The sequence below is a fragment of the Olleya sediminilitoris genome (assembly GCF_016785945.1).
In the GTDB taxonomy this organism is placed as follows: Bacteria; Bacteroidota; Bacteroidia; order Flavobacteriales; family Flavobacteriaceae; genus Olleya; species Olleya sediminilitoris.
In genome coordinates, this window is sequence record NZ_JAEMEF010000011.1 from 42,816 (window position 1) to 62,094 (window position 19,279).

20 protein-coding genes are annotated in these 19,279 nt (G+C 31.4%); 5 read left to right on the forward strand and 15 right to left on the reverse strand.

The window, feature by feature from the left end; all coding sequences use genetic code 11:
• Positions 1-27: 27 nt before the first annotated feature.
• Positions 28-3,366 carry a transcription-repair coupling factor gene (gene mfd, locus JAO71_RS12105; RefSeq protein WP_203001035.1) on the reverse strand — a complete coding sequence of 1,113 codons (3,339 nt, stop codon included), beginning with the start codon at positions 3,364-3,366 and terminating at the stop codon, positions 28-30.
• 265 nt (positions 3,367-3,631) lie between these two features.
• On the opposite strand from mfd, the gene JAO71_RS12110 reads away from it, so the two are divergent.
• Entirely contained in the window at positions 3,632-4,063 is a 432-nt protein-coding gene (locus JAO71_RS12110; protein WP_028289689.1) for a tellurite resistance TerB family protein, read from the forward strand.
• Between the two features lie 54 nt (positions 4,064-4,117).
• Here the strand turns inward: JAO71_RS12110 and JAO71_RS12115 are convergent, their stop codons facing one another.
• Genes JAO71_RS12115 through fbp form a run of 5 tightly spaced genes read right to left on the reverse strand, consistent with a single transcriptional unit; the run spans position 4,118 to position 8,377 of the window.
• Positions 4,118-5,638 carry an ATP-binding protein gene (locus JAO71_RS12115; protein WP_203001037.1) on the reverse strand — a complete coding sequence of 507 codons (1,521 nt, stop codon included), beginning with the start codon at positions 5,636-5,638 and terminating at the stop codon, positions 4,118-4,120.
• A 10-nt stretch (positions 5,639-5,648) separates the two neighbouring features.
• On the reverse strand, positions 5,649-6,143 hold the full coding sequence (locus JAO71_RS12120; RefSeq protein ID WP_028289691.1) for a Rab family GTPase: 495 nt from the start codon (positions 6,141-6,143) through the stop codon (positions 5,649-5,651).
• The gene (locus JAO71_RS12125; RefSeq protein ID WP_028289692.1) at positions 6,130-6,948 is read right to left on the reverse strand and encodes a hypothetical protein; all 819 of its coding nucleotides are present in this window, start codon (positions 6,946-6,948) and stop codon (positions 6,130-6,132) included. The genes JAO71_RS12120 and JAO71_RS12125 overlap by 14 nt, the downstream gene beginning before the upstream one ends.
• 15 nt (positions 6,949-6,963) lie before the next feature.
• Positions 6,964-7,320 carry a hypothetical protein gene (locus JAO71_RS12130; protein WP_028289693.1) on the reverse strand — a complete coding sequence of 119 codons (357 nt, stop codon included), beginning with the start codon at positions 7,318-7,320 and terminating at the stop codon, positions 6,964-6,966.
• Between the two features lie 49 nt (positions 7,321-7,369).
• Positions 7,370-8,377: a class 1 fructose-bisphosphatase gene (gene fbp / locus JAO71_RS12135; protein WP_028289694.1), complete on the reverse strand. Its 1,008-nt coding sequence runs from the start codon at positions 8,375-8,377 to the stop codon at positions 7,370-7,372.
• Positions 8,378-8,496: 119 nt separating this feature from the next.
• Here fbp and JAO71_RS12140 point away from each other — a divergent pair, with 119 nt between their 5' ends.
• Genes JAO71_RS12140 through JAO71_RS12155 form a run of 4 tightly spaced genes read left to right on the forward strand, consistent with a single transcriptional unit; the run spans position 8,497 to position 13,118 of the window.
• Positions 8,497-8,976, forward strand: coding sequence for a GNAT family N-acetyltransferase (locus tag JAO71_RS12140; protein ID WP_028289695.1), 480 nt, complete (start codon positions 8,497-8,499; stop codon positions 8,974-8,976).
• On the forward strand, positions 8,977-10,227 hold the full coding sequence (locus JAO71_RS12145) for an aspartate kinase (RefSeq protein ID WP_203001039.1): 1,251 nt from the start codon (positions 8,977-8,979) through the stop codon (positions 10,225-10,227).
• A 43-nt stretch (positions 10,228-10,270) separates the two neighbouring features.
• Positions 10,271-12,088 carry a GNAT family N-acyltransferase gene (locus JAO71_RS12150; protein ID WP_054852093.1) on the forward strand — a complete coding sequence of 606 codons (1,818 nt, stop codon included), beginning with the start codon at positions 10,271-10,273 and terminating at the stop codon, positions 12,086-12,088.
• Positions 12,081-13,118: a carboxypeptidase-like regulatory domain-containing protein gene (locus JAO71_RS12155; protein WP_203001041.1), complete on the forward strand. Its 1,038-nt coding sequence runs from the start codon at positions 12,081-12,083 to the stop codon at positions 13,116-13,118. Before JAO71_RS12150 ends, JAO71_RS12155 begins: the two co-directional genes overlap by 8 nt.
• Here the strand turns inward: JAO71_RS12155 and JAO71_RS12160 are convergent, their stop codons facing one another.
• The 9 genes from JAO71_RS12160 to JAO71_RS12200 all read right to left on the reverse strand — a co-directional run bounded on the left by JAO71_RS12160 (position 13,119) and on the right by JAO71_RS12200 (position 19,278).
• Positions 13,119-13,448: an ArsR/SmtB family transcription factor gene (locus JAO71_RS12160; RefSeq protein WP_028289699.1), complete on the reverse strand. Its 330-nt coding sequence runs from the start codon at positions 13,446-13,448 to the stop codon at positions 13,119-13,121. It lies immediately after the preceding gene.
• Positions 13,449-13,563: 115 nt separating this feature from the next.
• Complete coding sequence (locus JAO71_RS12165; RefSeq protein WP_203001043.1) at positions 13,564-14,106, reverse strand: hypothetical protein; 543 nt, start codon at positions 14,104-14,106, stop codon at positions 13,564-13,566.
• Between the two features lie 51 nt (positions 14,107-14,157).
• Positions 14,158-14,544, reverse strand: coding sequence for a VOC family protein (locus JAO71_RS12170; RefSeq protein ID WP_203001045.1), 387 nt, complete (start codon positions 14,542-14,544; stop codon positions 14,158-14,160).
• A 41-nt stretch (positions 14,545-14,585) separates the two neighbouring features.
• Positions 14,586-15,041: a DUF1801 domain-containing protein gene (locus JAO71_RS12175; protein WP_203001047.1), complete on the reverse strand. Its 456-nt coding sequence runs from the start codon at positions 15,039-15,041 to the stop codon at positions 14,586-14,588.
• Between the two features lie 13 nt (positions 15,042-15,054).
• Positions 15,055-15,996, reverse strand: a complete 942-nt coding sequence (locus tag JAO71_RS12180) for a 2-hydroxyacid dehydrogenase (protein WP_203001049.1) — start codon at positions 15,994-15,996, stop codon at positions 15,055-15,057.
• A gap of 232 nt (positions 15,997-16,228) precedes the next feature.
• Positions 16,229-17,599 carry a magnesium transporter gene (gene mgtE / locus JAO71_RS12185; RefSeq protein WP_240324222.1) on the reverse strand — a complete coding sequence of 457 codons (1,371 nt, stop codon included), beginning with the start codon at positions 17,597-17,599 and terminating at the stop codon, positions 16,229-16,231.
• A gap of 7 nt (positions 17,600-17,606) precedes the next feature.
• The gene (gene rsmA / locus JAO71_RS12190) at positions 17,607-18,407 is read right to left on the reverse strand and encodes a 16S rRNA (adenine(1518)-N(6)/adenine(1519)-N(6))-dimethyltransferase RsmA (protein ID WP_028289704.1); all 801 of its coding nucleotides are present in this window, start codon (positions 18,405-18,407) and stop codon (positions 17,607-17,609) included.
• Positions 18,408-18,438: 31 nt separating this feature from the next.
• On the reverse strand, positions 18,439-18,762 hold the full coding sequence (locus tag JAO71_RS12195) for a DUF4286 family protein (protein WP_028289705.1): 324 nt from the start codon (positions 18,760-18,762) through the stop codon (positions 18,439-18,441).
• 3 nt (positions 18,763-18,765) lie between these two features.
• Positions 18,766-19,278 (reverse strand): GNAT family N-acetyltransferase, encoded by a 513-nt coding sequence (locus tag JAO71_RS12200; RefSeq protein WP_116823979.1) that lies wholly within the window; start codon positions 19,276-19,278, stop codon positions 18,766-18,768.
• Position 19,279 lies beyond the last annotated feature (1 nt).

Genomic DNA, 19,279 nt, shown 5'->3' on the forward strand with positions numbered 1-19,279 from the left:
TGTGATTTTCTATGGTAATTTCAAAAACTATTCCAAAATTGGCTGTAATGCTTGTAAGGCATTTTTAACCGATTTAATGTTATCAAAGGTAAGTAATAAACGCAGACCATTTCTGGTTTGTTTTTCCTTCATTTTACAAGATTGTGGATGTGTTTGAACGTATTTTAAAATTTTAGTAAAGTTTGGACTTTGATAAAATCCGCTTTGTTGATCGTTTATAAAGTAACTAATTAGTTTGCCTTTTTTCATTATTACTTTTTCCATACCTAAAGTTGTAGCAATCCATTTGATGCGTACACTGTTAATTAGGTCTACAACCTGTGTTGGTAATTCGCCAAAACGATCTATTAACTGTGTTTCAAAAACAATTAATTCGTCTTCCGTTTTAAAGTCGTTTAATTTGGTGTAAAGGGTTAACCTTTCAGCTATATTATTAACGTAGTCATCAGGAAATAATAACGAAAAATCTGTATCTATGGTAACATCCTTAACGTAAATTTTGTTTTCTAATGGTTCGTCATAAAGGTCCTTAAATTCGTTTTCTTTAAGTTCTTCAATAGCTTCGTTTAATATTTTTTGATAGGTATCAAAACCAATTTCGTTTATAAAGCCACTTTGTTCTCCTCCTAATAAATCACCAGCTCCTCGGATTTCTAAATCTTTCATTGCAATATTAAATCCGCTACCAAGCTCAGTAAACTGTGACAAGGCTTGGATACGTTTTCTAGCATCATCTGTCATTGCAGAGTATTCTGGTGTTATAAAATAGCAAAAGGCTTTTTTGTTGCTACGTCCAACACGACCACGCATTTGGTGCAAGTCACTTAATCCAAAATTATTAGCGTTATTGATAAAAATTGTGTTTGCATTTGGTACATCTAAACCGCTTTCTATAATTGTGGTACTAACTAAAACATCAAAAGCACCATCCATAAAACCTAGCATTAGACTTTCTAGTTTTTTACCATCCATTTGTCCGTGTCCAACACCAATTTTAGCATCTGGTACTAAACGTTGGATCATACCTGCGACTTCTTTAATATTTTCAATTCTGTTATGAATAAAAAACACTTGTCCACCACGTTCAATTTCATAACTAACAGCATCTCTAATGGACTCTTCATTAAAACGGATGACGTTACTTTCTATTGGATAACGGTTTGGAGGAGGTGTTGTTATTACAGATAAATCTCTTGCAGCCATTAAACTAAACTGCAAGGTTCTTGGTATTGGTGTTGCAGTAAGAGTTAATACGTCAACATTATCTTTTATGGTTTTAAGCTTTTCTTTTACAGCGACTCCAAACTTTTGCTCTTCATCTACAATTAGTAAGCCTAAATCTTTAAATTTTACATTTTTATTGGCCAATTGGTGTGTACCAATAATAATATCTACATGACCTTTTTCAAGTTTTTCTAATGTTTCGCGTTTTTGTTTTGCAGTTCTAAAACGGTTAACATAATCTACCGTAACCGGAAAATCTTTTAGACGTTGTGAAAAGGTTTTATGGTGTTGAAATGCCAAAATAGTTGTTGGCACTAATACTGCGACTTGTTTACCATTATCTACTGCTTTAAAGGCTGCGCGAATAGCAACTTCGGTTTTACCAAAACCAACATCACCACAAATTAAACGGTCCATTGGACGCTCACTTTCCATGTCAACTTTTATATCTGCAGTTGCTGTGCTTTGATCTGGAGTGTCTTCATATAAAAACGATGCTTCAAGCTCATGTTGTAAATAGCTGTCAGGCTTGTACTGAAATCCTTTTTCTAGTTTACGCTTTGCATATAATTTTATTAAATTAAATGCAACGTGCTTAACTCTAGATTTAGTTTTTTCTTTAAGTGTTTTCCAAGCTTTGCTACCTAATTTATAAACTTTAGGTGCTTTGCCATCTTTACCATTAAATTTTGTTATTTTATGTAAAGAGTGAATGCTTAGGTATAACACATCACGCTCTCCATAAACTAATTTTATGGCTTCTTGTTTTTTGCCTTCAACGTCAATTTTTTGTAGTCCACCAAATCTTCCAATTCCATGGTCAATGTGTGTAACATAGTCACCTATATCAAGATTTGTTAACTCTTTTAAAGTTATGGCTTGTTTTTTTGCATAACCGTTTTTAAGTTGAAATTTATGATAGCGTTCAAAAATTTGATGGTCTGTGTACACTACAATTTTAAGGTCGTGATCTACAAATCCTTGATATAAAGATAAGGTTACGGTTTGGTAGTGTACCTCTTGGTCTACGTCATCAAAAATATCATGAAAACGTTTGGCTTGTTGCTCGCTTACACAAGCAATATAATTAGTGTAATCGTTATTATGATTACTGTTTAGGTTATCTATTAATAAATTGAATTGTTTATTAAAAGCTGGTTGAGGTGTTGTATTGTGTACAATAGTTTGGGTTGCATTAAATACGGAAGCTGAGCCAAACTCGACCACACTAAAATCTAGTAATTGTTTTTTTAACTCGGTTGAATTACAAAACAATTCTTGTGGTTTTGCATGTTTGATGTCTTTGTTTAATTTTTCAAAAGCGTCTTCGGCTTTATTAAAAAAGTCATCAATTCTGTCAAAAGTTAAATCGAAGTTTTTACCAAAAACAACTGTTTTTTGTGCGATGTATTTTAGAAAGCTCTGTCTAGATTCGTCTATTAATTTATTAGCAACATTGGGTATAATGCTAATTTTTTTAATTTGCTCTGTAGATAATTGGGTTTCTACATCAAAGGTCCTGATACTGTCTACTTCATCACCAAAAAATTCGATTCTATAAGGTTCATCATGACTAAAAGAAAACACATCTACGATACCACCACGAACTGAAAACTCACCAGGTTCTGTAACAAAATCTACGCGTTTAAATTTATATTCAAAAAGTATTTCGTTGACAAAATCAATGGATAGGCTATCGTTTACGGTTACTTTTAGTGTGTTACGTTCTAGCTCTTTTCTGGTGACTACTTTTTCAAATAATGCATCTGGATACGTTACTATTATTGCTGGTTTTTTACGCGAATTGATACGGTTTAAAACTTCAGCACGTAATAGTACGTTTGCATTGTCTGTCTCTTCTATCTGGTATGGTCTACGATAGCTTCCTGGATAAAACAAAACATCGGTTTTGTTTATTAATTGCTCTAGGTCGTTAAGGTGGAATGCAGCTTCTTCTTTGTCATTAAAAATTAACAAAAACGGAAGGTCTGTGTTTTTAAATGTTTGGGTAATACTGTAGGATAGAGAAGAGCCTACTAAACCTTTTAGATGGGTTTTACTTTTGGTTTGGGCAATACCAGTTTGCAGTTTTTGCAATTGCAAAGACTGTAAATAGGTTTGCGAGATTAAAGTTTTACTCACGTAATTTTAGTTTATGCAAATATAAGCATTGACTAAAAACTTTGCTTTTAGATTTACAAAATTTAACTTTTAGGAAACATTTTGGCGTTACTGCGTTAAGGATGGAACGGTCTGTTTGAGCTCCTCGCAGAGAGCGAGTAGTGAGAGCCTGGTTTTTTACACCTTATTGAAAAGGTGTGAAATAAACGCCCAAAAAAAGAAACTTTTAATTTTAAAAGGTGTTGGGTTTAACTATATTTGTACTCTATAAATTAAACAAAAAAGTATGTCATTTTCAGATTTATTCGATAGTGGATTTAAAAAGCGTAATGAGGATCATTTTGCTGCAATTGTACGTGTTGCAATGAGTGATGGTGTGATTAGTGAGGAAGAAAAGTCGTTTTTGGATCGTTTAGCACGTAATTTAGATATTAGTGAAAGCGAGTATAAGCAAATATTAGTGGACTATAAAGAGCATCCAATTAATCCTCCTACATCTTACGACCAACGTTTAGAGCGTTTGTACGACTTGGCTAGAATGGTTTGGGCTGATCATATTGAAGGTCCTAAGCAAACAGCTATTTTAGAGCGTTTATGTGTTGGGTTAGGGTTTAACTCTAGTAATGCACAATATATCACGCATAAGGCTTTAGAGTTAGTGCATGAAGGCGTGGATTTAGATACTTTTACTGAAGAAATTAAAACGATGAACAGATAGTTGTCTTTGTTGTAACGATATTAAAAAAGCGAACTTTTTAAAGTTCGCTTTTTTTTATTTTAGATATTCTTCTATTTTAGATAGTAATGCGTCTTCATCAAATGGCTTTTTTATAACGTCATTGATTCCTGCTTTTTTGTAGCGTCTTAAATCGTCTTTAAATACACGTGCAGTTAATGCTATTACTGGTGTTTTTTTATGATCGCGATCTGGCATTTTACGGATTAGTTTTGTGATCTCGTCACCATAACTATTTGGTAATTTTATATCCATAAGGATTAGGTCAAATTCTGATTGCTCAATCCTTGGTACAACGTCTTCACCTTTAGTTACAATGTCTAAAAAGTAATTACCTTTTGAGGCTAATATTTTAAGTATTGAAAGTTGTGTGATTTCTGAGTCTTCAACTAATAGTATGCTGTATTTTTTGTCTGATTTTGGTTTGATCTCTTTGGTCTTCTTTATAGATTTTAATTTGTAATTGTGGTCTAATTTGAAGTTTATGTTTGTTGAAAACGTACTACCTTCTCCCAAAGTAGAGTCTACACTTATTTTACTATCTGTAAGACTTACTAAGTGTTTTGCTATGGCTAATCCTAAACCTGCACCTTTGTATGTGCTAGCCTTGTTTAATTGTGTGAAGCTGGTAAAAATTTGTTCTACATCATCTTCTGCAATACCAATTCCAGTATCCATTATTTGAAAATGAATACTTGCTTTTTGTGCTCTAATTTGGTTTAATGAAACATTGAATGTAATGGTACCTACCTCTGTAAATTTTATAGCATTTTCTAAAAGATTATTAATAACTTGTCGTAATCTTAATGGGTCTCCTCCTACGATTAGTGGTAAGTTATTATTAAAATTAGTTATTAATTCTAATCCCTTTTGCTCAGCTTTTATTTTAAACCCTTTTTTAATGTCTTCTAAGAGCTCTCTAATGTCAAAAGGTGTGATTACTAATTCTAGTCTTCCAGCTTCTATTTTAGAAATGTCTAAAATATCTTCAATTAATTGTTTTAAATAGCTTGATGAAGAGTCTATTACCTTAAGATAGTTAAGTTGCTCATCATTTAAACCTGTTTTTTTTAATATGTCAGAAAAAGTTAAAATACCAGTTAATGGGTCTCTTAATTCATGACTAAAATTAGCGATAAAAGCATTTTTAAAGGCTTCTTTTTCTTGTAAATAGTCGTTTTTTAGTTCTAAAATCTGCGAGTTTATTACAGATTCATTTCTAACTTGTGCTGTGGTTTGATAATTATCGTAATGTAGTGTTAGATCTAAAATAACAATCATTGGTAACTTATCGTTATCAAAAGTTTTTACTACAATATCTGTAATTATAGTTTGATTGTTTTGATCTGTTAGATGTATACATGAAAAAACATGTCTCTTGTTTTTTTCTTGTAAAGCTTCATGTATACTTTCAAAAAAAGGATGAATTTCTGAAATATTTTCTCCTACTATATTTTTGTATATAACGTCGTCAGACTCTGTTATAGTACCATCTAATTGTACAATCATATACTGATTGACAGATTGAGGATGTTCTTTTTTATAATTATCTAACATGATGTTTTACTTATTTTATTAAAGCTTTAGCTAAGTTAGTAAATACATCTTCAACATTTTTACCAGACTTAGCACTTGTGTAAAAATCGACGAAACGTCCAAAAACCTCTTTGTTTTGCTTAATAAACTCGTTGGTAACTAAATCTTTTTTGTTTCCTATAACTTTTATTGGTGTTTTTGGGAAACGTTCTGAGATGTAATCTAAATCGTTTGATAGTTTTTCATACGTTGCTGGACGAGTTAAATCAAAAACATATAAAAATCCGTTAGTTCCAATTAGGTAGGATGGTCTTGTGTTGGTAATATCATCGTTACCCTCAAGATCCCAAATTACTAATGTAATATCTTTATCTGTTTCTGGTAATTTCACTTCCTTTTTTAATACATGCACACCAATGGTTACTTTATAGTCTTCCGTAAATGTATCTTCTACAAATCGTCTAATTAAAGATGATTTTCCTACACCAAAGTGTCCTATTAAAACTATTTTTTTAGAAATTTTCATTTTGGAAGAAGCTTTTTAATTTAGAGCTAAATTGCTCACTATTATTTAAATCTGTTTTGTTAATTATGTTTTGAGCAAAATCTAGGAGTTTATCTTCTAGTTTACTTCTAAAAGTAGCTGTAAATGCACCAGATATTGCTACAGCAATGTAATATTTTGAGAAATTTTGAAGATGCACATGGTAGTTTTCATACTCGATATATTCTAGGTTTTGTATATCTGTTACAAAAGCATCCTCTGCAAAACTTTTAATAGCTGTTAGCATACCAGCTACTGTATCTTGATCTATATTGTTAGTTTTAGAATATTCTGATACGATTAGACCAGAACCACTTTCAATAACCATTATTTGTTCAATATTTGGCTTAAATTGATCTTGAATCAGAAGATCGCCTTCTGATACTCCTGATTTTTTTGACCTAAATTTTCTGAAGATATTTTTAAAAGAAAAAGCATTACTCATGCTTCGGTTAATATTTTCAGACAGTATTTGTATTTCTTTTTGGACGTAACGTTTGATCATTTTACCCATGATTGGATATAATGCTTCAACAACTTCATCTTGAGAATTTTTAATTTCTTCTTTAAGAGTTTTGGTAATGGTTGGTCCTATTGTTTGTGGCATTTCTTTTATAAACTCATCTAGTTTATCTTCTAGGATTGGGTCTATATGTTTTGATAAATTATTTTGTTGCGTGATTAACTCTTCAAGCTTTTTAAGTTTAATCTCTATGGATGAGGCATATTCATGCTCATCTTTAAGCAAAATGTCTTTTAAAATTTTTAATTTATCGTCTTGAGTCATGCGCAAGCCAAGTTATTATTGACTTATTTTTTCGCCTAATTTTGTAAATAGTTCGCCTAATAATTTACGATCCATTTTTTTGTCCTCTAAAGTTTCGGCTTTATCTTCAAAGCTGTTTTCTAACTCGGTAATTCTAATATTTATATCAGTACTTAAATTATCAATATTTTGAAGTATTTCAGACTTAACGTCATCCATTAAAGCTTCTAATTCTTTTTTCTTTGTTAATATATCATTTTTAAGTGTTTCAAACTCGCTATCATAAGCTTGCATGTTTTCACCAAAAATAAGTTGCTTTATTGCGTCAATTTTAGAAGCTGCTTCTGCAGTTTCGTTAGTTGCTCCCTCGTTGATTTTGTCTGTATTTGCCATTAGGATAATTTAATTATCAAAAGTATCAAAAAAATAGATACAAAGGTATTTAATCGGTATTTTGCATAAATTCTTCGGCTTTAAGCACCATATTTTTACTTCCACAGAAAAAAGGCACACGTTGATGCAGTTCTTTTGGTTGCATGTCCATGATTCTTTCAAAACCATTACTTGCCTTTCCATTAGCTTGTTCGGCTAGAAACGCCATAGGATTACATTCATACAATAATCTAAGTTTTCCGTCTTCGTTTTTAGAGCTTTTAGGATATAGATAAATACCACCTTTAATCATGTTTCTATGAAAATCAGACACTAAAGAACCAATATACCTAGAAGTGTAAGGTCTGTCACCTTCTTCCATTTGGCAATATTTGATGTAGTTTTTTACACCTTGTGGGAAGTGTGTATAATTACCTTCGTTTACAGAGTAGATATTTCCGTCTTCAGGAAATTGCATATCAGGATGTGAAAGGTAAAATGTACCAATTGCTGGATTTAAAGTGAAACCATTTACACCATGTCCTGTTGTATAAACTAACATTGTTGATGTACCATAAACGACGTAACCTGCTGCTACTTGTTGATTACCTGGTTGTAAAAAATCCTCTAAAGTTACAGGAGTTCCAACAGGAGTAATACGTCTGTAAATTGAAAATATAGTACCTACTGATACGTTTACATCAATATTTGACGAGCCATCTAGTGGATCTATCAAAACAACATATTTGTTTTGATTGTTATCATCTTGACTATTTATAGTAATAAAATCGTCTTCTTCCTCACTAGCAATACCACAAACTATATTACGATTTGTTAGTGTTTGTATAAATTTATCGTTAGCATATACATCTAATTTTTGTTGATCTTCACCTTGGATATTAGTGTCACCAGCAGCACCAATAATGTCTACAAGACCTGCTTTGTTAACTTCATGGTTTACTACTTTTGCAGCTAACCTAATAGAGTTTATTAATCTTGATAGCTCTCCTGAAGTATACTTAAAAGACGCTTGGTTTTCTATTATAAATTCTCCTAAAGTTTGATTTTTTTTAGACATGATTTCAAGTTGTAGTTGTTTGCGCAAATATCGCAATTTTTAACAATTATAACGTTGTAGTATATGTTATTTTGGTTTAATACCTATACTTAAACTATATTTGATTAAATTAATTTAGTATGGATTACACAATAAGATTAGCACAAAAAAAAGATGTTACTGCAATTTTAGGCTTGATACAAGAGCTTGCAGATTTTGAGAAAGAACCTAATGCAGTCCTTGTAACTGAAGCAGATTTGTTACAACATGGTTTTGGAGATCAGCCATTATTTACATGTTTTGTTGCAGAAAAAGATGAAAAAGTGGTTGCTATAGCATTGGTTTATATACGTTTTTCTACCTGGAAAGGTAAAACAGTACATCTTGAAGATCTTATGGTTAATCAAGAACACAGAGGCTCTGGTTTAGGGACTTTATTATTAAATGAAGTCATTAAATACGGTCATAATCTTGGTGTAAAGCGCATTTGTTGGGAAGTTTTAGATTGGAACGATCCTGCTATTAAATTTTACGAAAGTAAAGGCGCTACGTTATTAAAAGATTGGTATTTGGTCCAAATGGACGAAGCAAGTATCAATAATTATATCGAAAATATATAAATGAAAGTATTTAAATTTGGTGGTGCTTCTGTTAAAGATGCTAATGGTGTTAAAAATTTAGTTTCTGTTTTACAGCAAGTCGGTTACAATAATACACTTATAGTCGTTTCAGCAATGGGTAAAATGACTAATGCTTTAGAAGCGATTATTGGTTGTTATTTTGAAGATAAACCTAAAATTAATGAGACTTTATTAACTGTAGAAGATTTTCATTATAATATTGCTTTGGAGCTTTTTAAGTCTAAAAACCATTATGTATTTGCACAAATAACATTACTTTTTGACGAGCTAAAAAACTTTTTACATAGTAATAAATCTCCTGATTATAACTTTGTTTATGATCAAGTGATTGGGTATGGCGAGTTAATTTCTACTACAATCATAAGTCAATATCTAAATCAAGAAGGATTAAACAACCAATGGATAGATGTTAGACAACTAATAAAAACTGATGATTATTACAGACGCGCAACAGTTAATTGGGATAATACTCAACAAATAGTAACTCAGTCTATTGATATCAATACATTAAATATTACTCAAGGCTTTATTGCAAGCGATAAAAATAATTTTACAACTACTTTAGGTCGAGAAGGTAGCGATTATACTGCAGCTATCTTAGCCTATTGTCTAAATGCAGATAGTGTAACTATCTGGAAAGATGTTCCAGGTGTATTAAATGCAGACCCAAGATATTTTAAAGACACACAATTATTGCATTCTATTTCATACACTGAAGCTATTGAGCTAGCTTTTTATGGAGCGTCAGTAATACACCCAAAAACGTTACAACCATTACAGCGTAAAGAAATCCCGTTATATGTTAAGTCTTTTTTAGAACCATTAAGTCAAGGCACAGTGGTTAATAAAACAGAAGGTATTGTTCCTAAAACACCATGTTTTATTGTTAAACAAAATCAAGTATTATTATCGTTATCTACCTTAGATTTTTCTTATGTTGTAGAAGATAATATTAGCGAAATTTTTAACCTATTATCGCAGTATAAAATGAAAGTGGATGTTATTCAAAACTCAGCAATTAGTTTTTCGGTTTGTTTTGATAATAATTTTAATAATTTAGAGCCACTATTATTGCATTTAAAAGCAAAGTTTAAAGTGACATGCCATGAAGGTGTAGCACTTTATACTATAAGACATTATGACTCAAAATCTGTAGCTAATTTAGAGCAAGGTAAAACAGTTTTATTAAAACAAATGTTTCAAGAGACACTACAAATAGTAACTAAATAAATCTAATGAATTACATTTGTACTTTCTAATACGAAAAAAATAAATGGGATTAGTCACAGCAAAAGAAGTTTCAAAAGCTATAAACCTTAGTAAATATGGGTTTTTAGGGACTTTTGTTGGTTGGTTATTGATGAAGGTTTTAAAGATTTCTACTTTAAATAAAATCTATAATCGCAACAAACATTTGTCACATTTGGAGTTTTTAAATGGTATTTTGGACGAATTTCAAATAAAATTTGAAATTCCTGAAGAAGATTTAAAACGCTTACCAAAAGATGGCGCCTACATTACAGTATCTAACCATCCTTTAGGTGGTATTGATGGTATATTACTTTTAAAATTAATGCTTGAACAAAGAGAAGATTTTAAAATTATTGCTAATTTTTTATTACATCGTATAGAGCCTATGAAGCCATACATAATGCCTGTTAATCCATTTGAAGACAGGAAAGATGTAAAATCAAGTATTGCAGGTTTTAAAAGTGCAATCTCACATATAAGAGATGGACATCCTTTAGGGATTTTTCCAGCAGGTGAAGTGTCTACTTACAGAGACGGTAAATTGGTTGTTGATAAACCTTGGGAAGAAGCAGCCATGAAATTAATACAAAAGGCAAATGTACCTGTTGTACCAATATATTTTCATGCCAAAAACAGTAAATTATTTTATAAGTTATCTAAAATAAGTGATACGTTTAGAACCGCTAAATTACCATCAGAATTATTAACTCAAAAAAGACGTGTCATTAAAGTCAGAATAGGTAAGCCTATATCTGTTAAAGACCAACAAGACCATAAATCACTTTCTGATTTTTCCGAATTTATTCGTAGAAAAACATACATGCTATCTAATACTTTTCAACCAAAAGAAAAAATTATAGATAGTATTTCGTCTAGTTTAAAATCGCCTAAATCCTCTAAAGCACCTAAACAAATTGTAACTCCTGTAAGTCAAGAAACAATGATTGCAGAAGTTGATGCTTTAAGAGACAAAGACTGTAAACTATTAACTAGTAAAAATTATGAAGTATTTTTGGCTACAGCCGAAGACATGCCAAACTTATTAAGAGAGATTGGACGTCTAAGAGAAATTACTTTTAGGGCAGTTGGAGAAGGTACAAATGAACCTATTGATTTAGATGAATTTGATAACTATTATCATCATTTATTTTTATGGGACAGTGAAGCTCAAGTGCTTGCAGGAGCTTACAGAATGGGTTTAGGTTCTCAAATTTATTCAAAATTTGGTATTAAAGGTTTTTATTTACAAGACTTATTTGGGTTTGAGCCAGAATTATATAAAATGATGAGTCAATCCATAGAAATGGGTCGTGCTTTTATCATTAAAGAGTACCAACAAAAACCGATGCCTTTATTTTTACTTTGGAAAGGTATAGTTCATACAACATTACGTCATCCAGAGCACAAATATCTAATAGGTGGAGTAAGTATTAGTAATCAGTTTTCTGAGTTCTCAAAATCTTTAATGATTGAGTTTATGAAATCTCATTATTATGACCCTTACATAGCACAATATGTACATCCTAAAAAAGAGTTTAAAGTTAAACTTAAGGATGCAGATAAAGATTTTGTTTTTGATGCTACTGAAGCCGATTTAAATAAGTTTGATAAGATTATTGATGAGATAGAACCTGGAGCTCTTAGACTACCTGTTTTACTTAAAAAATACATCAAGCAAAATGCACGTTTAGTAGCTTTTAATGTGGATCCATTATTTAATAATGCAGTTGATGGATTAATGTATATCAAAATTGAAGACTTACCAGAAAGTACCGTTAGACCTGTTATGGAAGAGTTTCAAGCAGAACTGGAACGTAAAGTTACTGAACAAAATGAATAACAAATTAGTAATTTTAATTGCTTTTTTTGTTCATTCAATTGGATTTGCGCAAACCTATTCAGGTACAGTTCTAGATGCAAAAACCAACCAACCTTTACCAAGTGTAACTGTTTATTTTGATGGTACTACTATAGGTGTTATTACAGATCTTGATGGTATGTTTAACATAGCTTCTAAACAGACCATAAATGCACCTTTAGTGATTAGTTACATAGGTTACAAGACTCAAGTTGTAGCTAAGGAAAGTCTTTTAAATAACCCAATAATAAAACTACAGCCACAAACTACAAATTTAGATGAGGTTATAGTCACTGATGACGATTGGTCCAGAGAAAAGAAATTAAGGTATTTTAAACGGGAGTTTTTAGGACGATCTATTTATAGTAAGGACTGTAAAATTACTAACATTGATAAAATCAGATTTAGGTATAGTAAAGTTGACCAAACAATGTATGCTATGGCTGACGAACCTATAATTATAATAAATAAATACTTAGGTTATAAAGTTGAATATAACTTAATTGATTTTGAAATTATTTTCGAAATACCAGCTTCTGGTTTTACCTATATTAATAAAGTGCTTTACAGTGGTACAAGTGTTTTTTCTGAACTCAGTAAGAAGAACATTAAGAAACGTTACATTAAAAACCGAAGTTTTGTTTATAAAACCTCACTACTTTATTTTATGCGAAGCTTAGCCGATAACTCTCTAAAAGAAAATGGATTTAGGTTATTTAAATGTGAAGATGAAAAGCAATCAAAACCGTTATTTGAAACCACACAATCTGAAGTTTTCAACACTAAGATAATTGATATAGATAAAACTCAAGTATCATTTTTAGACACTAAAAAAATAGTTGTAAGTTTTGAGAATTTAGATCAGGCTTTTTTATTGCCAAATACTACAGATAATGTGTTTTATATAGATAGCTTTGGAATACATTATCCTATTGAAAGTATTTTATTTGGAGGTGCTTTTGGACAGAGTCGTATAGTAAATATGTTACCTTCAGATTATAATTTAGAGTAGTTAAGATTTATTACAATTGATTTGAGTTTTTACAAAAAAGTCATTGACAACTCGTCTGCATTCATTTAATTGGTCTAAATCAATTGAGTAGAATAAATTTTTACCCTTTACGTTTTGTTTTAATAGGCCTATCTTTCTTATCTCTCCTAAATGCTGAGAAATTGTAGGTTGTGATAGACCAGTGCTTTTAACTAGTTGATTACAATTGCAATTATTATTTTCGCTAATGTGTTGTATCATTGCTATTCTAGCTGGATGACCTAATACTTTAGTGTAATTTGCTACCTGATTTTGCGAATCATTAAAAAGTTGTCTTTTTGAAAATCCCATAATTTTAAATACTTATTAGTTTTAAATAAAACGTGATATTGCAATATCACAATGATAAATATAAATAAAAAACTAAAATCAACAAAGACTTCAGTTTTTTATTTGCGTTATCCTCTTATTTACTAAACAATCTTTGGAAAAAGTTCTTAGTTTTTTTAGTAGTTTCTTCAATGACTTCTTTAGCATCATCTGCTAAATCTTCAAGTTTATCTCCAGCTTCATCAGCAAATTTTGAAGCTTTCTCTTTAGCTTCATCCATTAATTCTTTAGCATCTTCATTTATAAATTCGGTTGCTTTTGCTTTAACCTTATCATAGGTCTCTTTAGCATCTTCAGATAATTCGTCTAATTTTTGTCCTGCTTCTTTAGCTATTTTAGATGCTTTTTCTTTGGCATCATCAACAAACTCTTTAGCGTCTTCATTAATAAATTCAGTAGCTTTTGTCTTTGCCTTTTCAAAGGTTTCTTTAGCTTCAGTTTTAATATCTTCAAATTTAGCTTCTGCTTTATCTAAGACCTCATTAGTTTTGTCTTTTACTTCATCTAAAGTTTCTTTTGACGCCTTATTAGCTTCACTAGTTTTGTTGTTTGCTGAGTTTTCTAAATTGTCCGCAGCATTTTTAGCTTGGTTTTCCTGGTTTTTCAAATCTTCACTCATAATTGTTAGGTTAGTTCTTGACCACTAATATATTACAATTATAAATATATATTATTGAAAGGCTTTATCTATAGGTTCCCAAAGTTCTATTTTATTTCCATCGTTGTCTAAAAGCCATCCAAATTTTCCATAACTATACTCTTCAATTTCACCTAAAACCGTAACACCTTCGTCTTTAAGTGTTGCAATTAATTCAGAGAGGTTTTCAACCCTGTAATTAAACATAAAGTCTTTTTTAGATGGCTCAAAATGTTTTGAATCTTCAGGAAAAGGACTCCATTGGGTTGAGCAGTCATTATCTTCTTTATCTTTCCACCAGAACGTTGATCCATAATCATCTGTATTAAAACCTAAATGTTTTTTATACCAATCTTTCGATGCTTTTGGGTCTTTTGTTTTAAAAAATAGACCTCCAATTCCTGTGACGCGTTTTTTCATTTGTGATAGTTTTAGTTTTGGTTAGTTTAATTATGTTTATTCTATTTTTTTATGGCAGCTTCATATAAACTTATCCACTCTTTAACACTCATTTTACCCAATAACTCTTGTATTAAATCATATGGTATATCATCCATTTTTTTAAATCTGATACAGCTTTTACCCATATCCAATTTGTATTTACAATATTTAGGGTACTGTTCTACAAACCAATCATAAAGTTCTTTTTTTGCATATAGACCAGAATGGTACAATGCTATAAAGTTTTTTTGAGAGGCCAAATTTATAAATGGTAATGGCGGAAATGGTTTGCAGTGGTATCCTGCAGGATAAATAGATTTTGGTACATAATACGCTAACATACTATAACCCATACCAGCCTCTAAACCTTCAGGCATATTCTTAACAATTAAGTTATGCAGTTTTGTTATAGGTGTTTTTCTATCTTCAGGAAGTTGGCTAATATATTCTTCTGCTGTTTTTGCTTTTGATGTCATTTAAATTTGGAATTTAATTAACAAATTGTGCTTTTATTTTGTCCACTATGGTTTGTGCTAGTTTAATTTTACTTTCTACAGTCCAACCAGCAACATGTGGTGATAAAATAACTTGATCTGATTGTATTAAATACTTAAAAGCTTCAGGCATGTTATTATCGCTAAAAAGATTTTCAAAAGATGATTTTTCATACTCTAACACGTCCAAACCTGCACCTAATATTTGTCCAGATTTTAAAGCCGACACCAAGTCTTTTGTAACAACACTTTTACCACGTGCAGTATTAATTAACCAAAAGGGTTTTTTAAATGCATTAATAAATGCTGTATCTAGCATGTTAATTGTTGTTGGATTTTCTGGTGTGTGTAAACTTAAGACATCTGCTTTTTCTTGAAGTTGTGTTAAGCTTACTTGAGTTGCATTTTGATCTTCTTGGTTAGGTTTTAAATCGTAGCACAAAACATTTACATCAAAACCACGTAACTTTTTAGCAAACGCTTTACCCATATTACCATAACCAATCAAGCCCACTGTTTTTCCGTCTAATTCTAAACCACGATTAGCTTCGCGCAACCATTTACCAGCTCTAACTTCTTTGTCTGCTTTATTAAGTTTATTAAATAAAGACAACAGCATTGCTAAGCTATGCTCTCCAACAGCATTTCGATTACCTTCTGGCGCTGCTATTAATGTGATGTTTTTGCTTTGTGCATAATTACAATCAATATTTTCTAATCCTGCACCAACACGTCCAATAAATTTTAGGTTTGTTGCTGCATCTATAAAATCTTTATCTATACTAAACCTACTTCTGATAATGAATCCATCATAGTCTTTAATTTTTTGCTGAATATCTGCTTTAGAAGAGGCGTAATCTTCATGATTAGTAAAGCCTAAATCGTTTAACTGATTAAGTAATAATGGATGATTGGAGTCTATATGAAGTATTTTCATAAATGTAGAGTCGTATTTAATTGTTTGATTTTGATTTAAATGTACGGATTTTAAGCGTTAGTGGTAGTAGTGGCATCCTTTTTTGCTTACTTTTTTGAAAGTATAATGTTTACTTAAAAGCGTACTTTTAAACAAAAACAGAAGGGTAGCTAGATAGAAGCAAAAAAGATATAACTGATGACACGACGCTTATTTACTTAGTAAAAAAGTAAATAAGAGTAACGCCCAAATTTTAAAATCCTAAAATAGATTTAGCTATTACAAAGTATAGTAATATACCAAATACGTCATTACTTGTGGTAATAAAAGGACCTGTTGCTACTGCTGGATCTATGCCTCTTTTATCTAAAAAAATAGGTATAAATGTACCAATTAATGCAGCCATTATTATTACAGCAACCAATGCAATGGATATGGTTATTGATATAATATATGGTGTTTTAAAAGCAAAATGTGTAATGGCTATTGCGACTAGGGCTAGCGCTAGACCATTGACTAAACCTAGAATAGACTCTTTTAATAAGCGTTTTAAAATGTTGCCATCTATACTATTATTGGCTAGACCTTGAACAACAATTGCAGAGGATTGTACACCTACATTACCTGCTGTGGCTTGAATTAAAGGGACAAAACTAAGTAGGACTATAAACTCACCCATTGAGCCATTAAAACCCTCAATAATACTTGCAGCACCTAAACCACCAAACATCCCAATAAATAACCATGGTAATCTTGCTTTGGTAAGTTTTATAATACTATCATCTGCCTCTACATCTTGAGATATACCAGCAGCCATTTGGTAATCTTTATCTGCTTCTTCACGAATTACATCGACGATGTCATCAATAGTAATACGTCCTAAAAGTGTTTTGTTTTGGTCTACAACAGGTATGGCTTCTAGGTCATATTTTTGCATGACTTTTGCGACTTCTTCTGCATCTTCGTCTACATAAACATAGTCTACGTTTGAGTTAGAGAGTTCGGCTATTTTTTGTTCGCTTTTTGCGGTAAGTAAATCTTTTAAAGATAAACGACCAAGTAGTTTTTCTTGCTTATCTACTACGTAAATGGAATGTACACGACTGACGTGTTGTGCTTGACCACGTATGCGACGTAAACATCCAGCAACTGTCCAAGTTTCATAAACTTTAACAAGCTCTTTAGCCATAAGTCCTCCAGCTGTATCTTCATCATAGGCTAAAAGCTCTTGGATTTCGGCTTTATGCTCTTGGTCTTCTATTTGTGATATTACTTCTGCTTGACGAGACTCTGGTAGCTCTGCAATAATATCTGCAGCATCATCTGTGTCAAGTTCTTCAATTTCTTCTGCAATTTCTTTAGCAGAAAGATTTTTAAGCACTTTTTCTCGGTTATCCTCATCTAATTCCATTAAGACATCAGACGTGGTTTCAGAATCCAAGAGTTTGATAACATACATAGCGTCATCTAGATTAACTTCATCTAAGATTTCTGCAATATCTGCGTAATGAAACTCTTCTAAAACTTTACGTAATGCTTTATCGTCTTGTTGCTCGATAAGCAATTCTACTTGTTCTATAAGTGCATCTGTAAGCTGAAACTGTATGTTTTTATTGTCTTCCACTAATGCTTTATTTGTCGTTTTCTATTAGACTAGTTAACTCTAAAAATTGTGCTACTGAGATTTGTTCTGGTCGCTTGTCAAAGATACTATTTGCTTTTAGATTATCAGACAAATCAAATGTTTTTAAACTGTTACGCATGGTTTTGCGACGTTGTTGAAAAGCTTGTTTTACAACCCTAAAAAACAACTTTTCATCACAAGGTAATGTGTAGTTTTCTTTACGTATTAAACGCAATACTCCAGAGTCTACTTTTGGTGGTGGATTAAACACTGTTGGAGGAACTGTAAATAAATATTCGGCATCATAAAAGGCTTGCGTTAAAACCGATAAAATACCATACACCTTACTGCCTTCTTTAGAGCAAATACGTTTTGCTACCTCTTTTTGGAACATTCCAGAGAACTCAGGTATTTGGTCACGAAGCTCTAAGGTTTTAAATACTATTTGCGTCGAAATATTATATGGAAAATTACCAATTATTGCAAAAGGCTCTTGGTTAAAAGTTTGACTTAAATCATACTTTAAAAAGTCTTTTTCTATGATTCTTGATGCTAAATTTAAATAGTTGTTTTGTAGGTATTCTACACTTTCTGTATCAATCTCAATCACATAAGTTGTGATCGGTTTTTTTAGTAAGTACTTTGTTAAAACACCCATTCCTGGACCAATTTCTAGGACGTTTTTATAACCGTTTAAAGTTAAGGCATCAGCAATGTCTTGAGCAATGCTTTCATCTTCAAGAAAATGTTGTCCTAAAAACTTTTTTGCTTTGACTTGATGGTCATTATTTTGTTTATGTTTTGCCATGATACTGAGGTTTTTTCGGCTTAAGCCGAAATTATTTAAAGGTTACAGAATACTCATCTACAATTTGAAGCTCTGTCCTGAAGGCTAACATTTTGTCAGCGAATTTTTTTAATCCTTCTGATCTTAATTTTTCTGCATCTTCTCTGTAATATGCATCTAGTGCTTCTCTTGAATATGATTTGTATTGTATAGAGTAGGTTTGTCCACCCATTTCCTCTTCCACTAACACTTTTGTTAGTGTTGCTTTTTCAAACTTACCAGTTGCTAAAACTGTTGGAATGTGCTGCTTTATCCAAATTAACCACTCGTCATGAGCACTATCATCTATATTTACTGTGACGTTATATATGTACATTGTCTATAAGTTTTTTGCAAATAACATAAGTTCTGAGTCGTCCTCAAAGGGTTTTACCTTTTTTGTGAAGCTAAAACCTAATTTTTCTATTAATTTTATTGATGCTTTGTTGTTAGGTTTTGTTATAGCTCCAACTTTTTTGAGATTAAACGTGTTTTTGGCTAAATCTAATATTGCTAATGACGATTCTAATCCGTAGCCTTTACCTTCATATTCTGGTAACATTGCAAATCCAATATCAGGTAACTCTAAGGTAGCCCTTTTTGTTAGTCCATTTGTACCTATAAGCTTATTGTTTTCTGCTTTTAAATGCAGTTTATAAAAACCATAACCTAATTGTGCGTAATTTTTAAGGTGTCCATTTTTTATACGCTCTTGCGCTTGCTCAATAGTCTGGACTTTACGATCACCAATAAATTTTTTGAATTTTGGAGTGTTAACTAACTCTATAAAAAACTGAGCATCGTCCAATGTAAATTTAGAAATTAAAAGACGTTGGGTTTCTGCTACTATCATA